Source organism: Flavobacterium sp. (assembly GCF_021151785.1).
In the GTDB taxonomy this organism is placed as follows: Bacteria; Bacteroidota; Bacteroidia; order Flavobacteriales; family Flavobacteriaceae; genus Flavobacterium.
In genome coordinates this window covers 1-3760 of the sequence record NZ_JAGKWP010000152.1, presented here as the reverse complement: position 1 = coordinate 3760, position 3760 = coordinate 1, and the positions used below count along the sequence as shown (strand labels likewise).

Sequence of the window (3760 nt, the reverse complement as noted above, 5' to 3'; positions counted from 1 at the left end):
GTATTAAATTCCGTAATTTAAAAGATATTTATATTGAAGAATTGATTCGTGCAATTAATACAGAACTTGAAAATTGTTAACTGATTATAATTTAGTAGCAAATCTATACTAAAAAAAACAGTTCATCCAACAGAGCGTCGGTTAATTGACGATTTGTTTGTGATTTCCAAACTTTGCTAGCTTCTGGAAAACCTGTTCGACTATAACCTTTCTTATTTTTAAAATCTAACAAAGCGTGATAATAATTATTGATTGATAAAATGGCTTTAGTCTTATCTTCTGTCCATAAAATTTTAACTAAACAATCATCACTTGTATTTATAACATCTTTTACATTATATATATGAAGAGCATCTAAGACTATTATTTCTTCATTAATAATATCAATAGCATAAAAATAACCTGTTTCACCATTATCTTGAAAAACCACACAATTACCACTCTCCACTTCAGATTCAATACTAGTAGTATGTCCTATGTTTAATAATTCTTCTGTATAGATTATTAATTTAACCTGATTATTCATTTTTTTAAATTTTTAAAATATAAAACCCTAACTTCAAGTTTTCAAAATTAGGGTTTATTTTTCTGTCATACTATTTTTTTAATGGTTTCCTTCAATCTCAATATTATCCACATCTATATTTTGTTTTTTCAACATTCCTTTTACTAGAAACGCAAACAAAGTCAAATATGCAAAACAAAGAACAGAAACAATGTAAGATTGATGAATTCCAATAATATCGGACAACTTTCCTTGAATTGGAGGAATTATTCCACCACCCAAAATCATCATAATTAAAAAAGCTGAACCTTGAGAAGTATATTTACCAAGACCAATAATAGATAAACTAAAAATAGCTGGCCACATAATACTACAAGCTAATCCACCCGATAAAAAAGCATATATAGCTACTGTTCCAGTTGAAAATAAACCTATAAGCATGGCACTTAATCCAAATAATCCAAAAACCATTAGAGTACGAGCTGGTTTGTCTTTACTTATAAAAAATGCAATGATTTGAATTAATACACAAACTACATACCAATACAATGGTTGCATATCTTTACCTGAAATTATATTTACAGATAAGATAATTGAAAAAGCGACTAATGGAATAAAAATTAATGCTATATTTTTAGCCATACCTTTTAAATTAAATACGCTAATAGCTCCTGCCCATCTTCCAATCATTAAACTTCCCCAATACATAGAAATATATGGTGCTATGTTTGATGATGCTAATTTACCAAACTCCTCTAATTTCAACAACTCACCTAAATTACTTCCGATGGCTACTTCTACCCCTACATATACAAATATGGCTAACATACCTAATACTAACTGAGGATATTGCATCGCTCCCCAACCATTTGAATTAACCTTTGCTGATCGATAGGAAAACAAAATTCCAAAAATAACTACAGCTAAGGCTAATAATAGAAAACGCATACGATAAGTTTCTAAATCAGCCATGGCTTGTACATCTAAACTAGTAACCTCGTTTTGATAAGTTTTAAAAATAGGAACAAAACAAGCAGCTAATAATAAGGTCATTATAATTAAAGTTCGCAACGCTTTATTGGCTTTCTCAATAGGCTCTGTAACTACTCCAGTTGGAACTTTTTTGGAAAAATAAAATAAAGCTGCAGCTGCCAAAAATAATAAGCCTACACAAATATATAATGTCACTACTTTATTCAATGCCAAAGCTTTAATTTGTTCATCTGAAACAGTAGCAGCAGTTCCAAATAAGGCCAAAGCAACTACAATTGGACCAATAGTAGTGCCAAAAGAATTAATTCCTCCACCTAAATTTACTCGGCTTGCACCTGTTTTAGGATCACCTAACAAAATAGCAAATGGATTAGCTGCTGTTTGCTGTAATGAAAAACCAAGCGCAACAATAAACAAACCTACTAACATACCATAATATACACTTGCTTCAACCGCAACTATCATGGCTCCAGCACCTAAAGCAGAAAATAATAAACCGTAAACAATACTTTTCTTATAACCCCAAGTTCCCACAATATCCTTTCCTGAACGATCGCCTAATGCAAATAGTAACAAGGCACCAATGTAATATGCCGTATAAAAAGCAAAATCGACTAATTGAGATTGAAATTGATCAAGTGAAAAATAACTTTTACAAAAAGGAATGAAAATACTATTGCCCGCAGCAATAAAACCCCAAAAGAAGAATACCGTAATCAAGGTATATAACGCTGGATAATTCGTTTGTTGATTAGAATTCATTGTTTATTTTTAGTTTTTGATTAGTTAAAACAAATATAAACCTTTATTTATTCTATCAAAAAAATATCCCGAGAAATCGGGATATAATCATTTATAATAACAGTAAATAAAATGAAAATTCAACATATAAACTAAAATATTACACTTTATGTTACAGACTAATGTTTACTTTATTCTTTACCATCTACATAATCTTGCAAATAAGCAAATCGTGGTGTCAGTTTTCCGTTTTCTGTAATCTTTCCTCGCTCTAGAATACCATCAGAATCTTGGTTATAAAACGCAGGGATTACATGTTTTAAAAACATTTCTCCAAAACCTTCACTGGCATCTTTAGGTAATTCACAGGGCAAGTTATCTACTGCCATAACTACAATAGCCCCAGGATGAAAAACATCCACTTCTTTATGCTCATTTGGTAAATATCCATACAAAGGTTCTGCAATAGTACTAGAGCGCAAAGTACAAGCCACAGGACCATCAATATCACAAGAAATGTCTGCTACTACTTTTAAAGAACAGGTAGGAGAAGCTAATATTTCTCTTGATAAAATAATTGGAGCTCCATTTCCATAAAAATGTCCTGCAATGAAAATATCCGATACTTCTGCAAAACGCCCAAAGTTACTTTCGAAAGCTTCTGGATGAGCATAAAAATCTTTTTTATCAAATGGTTGTCCATCTTTACGCTTATTATAATCTAAAACATCTATAAAAGTATAAACAGGTTGCGTATAAGTTTTAGTTAAATAATCCTCAACTGAAACTTGTTTAACTTTCATAGCATCTAACATTTCTTTAGCACCAAAAGCTACTTTACCCGAACCAGTCAAAACAATTTTAAGAGGAGGCAATATTAATTTTCGTAATTGTGCAATTAAAGCTTGTTGATCTGGGAGCGTTTCTGCTTTTGGCAACTGAAATAACTCAAACTTAATTCCAAAAGCTCGAATACCATTATAAGCACCAACAATTCCAGCATAACGACCAAAACCAATCAAACGTTGATTATTAGCATTAACAATAGTTTCATGATCTAATAATTCTATATTTTTAGCTAAAACTGCTTGAAGTAATTTTCTATTATAAGCTTGTTTTTTAATAGTGTGAGAGAAGAAAAAATATTTTTTATTTGGTATTAAAGCATCAACTGGAACTTCCTTTACACCAAGTAAGACATCACAATCTGAAACATCTGTAGTAACTGTTATTCCTTTTTGTTCATAGCTTTCATCTGAAAATATACGAATATCTGAAGACTCTACTACAATTTCAGCTTGAGGAAAATGGTGCTTCAGAGTAAGGATTTCATCTGGGGTAAAAACCACACGTCTGTCAGGTGGATTTTTTCTTTCTTTTATGATTCCAAACTTCATTTTGTTAAAGATTTATTAGTAAGTTAGATTGTTTGCGTTACAAATATAGCATTTTCAATGGTAAAATGTTATATTTTCACCTTTTGACCATGGCATCCTCTCATTTTTTTATAGTCTATTAATT

At 30.7% G+C, this 3760-nt stretch carries 3 protein-coding genes; all 3 read right to left on the bottom strand.

Translation table 11 applies throughout. The features are described from left to right. Positions 1–103: 103 nt before the first annotated feature. Entirely contained in the window at positions 104–526 is a 423-nt protein-coding gene (locus tag QZ824_RS11000; RefSeq protein WP_291276064.1) for a DUF2251 domain-containing protein, read from the bottom strand. 78 nt (positions 527–604) lie between these two features. After that, entirely contained in the window at positions 605–2260 is a 1656-nt protein-coding gene (locus tag QZ824_RS10995) for an MFS transporter (protein WP_291276063.1), read from the bottom strand. 170 nt (positions 2261–2430) lie between these two features. Then, positions 2431–3636, bottom strand: coding sequence for an NAD(P)-dependent oxidoreductase (locus tag QZ824_RS10990; protein ID WP_291276062.1), 1206 nt, complete (start codon positions 3634–3636; stop codon positions 2431–2433). Between the last annotated feature and the right edge of the window lie 124 nt (positions 3637–3760).

Bases quoted from the DNA above. Each gene is read 5' to 3' on its own strand.
- QZ824_RS11000 (WP_291276064.1), bottom strand. From the start codon at position 526: ATGAATAATCAGGTTAAATTAATAATCTATACAGAAGAATTATTAAAC.
- QZ824_RS10995 (WP_291276063.1), bottom strand. From the start codon at position 2,260: ATGAATTCTAATCAACAAACGAATTATCCAGCGTTATATACCTTGATT.
- QZ824_RS10990 (WP_291276062.1), bottom strand. From the start codon at position 3,636: ATGAAGTTTGGAATCATAAAAGAAAGAAAAAATCCACCTGACAGACGT.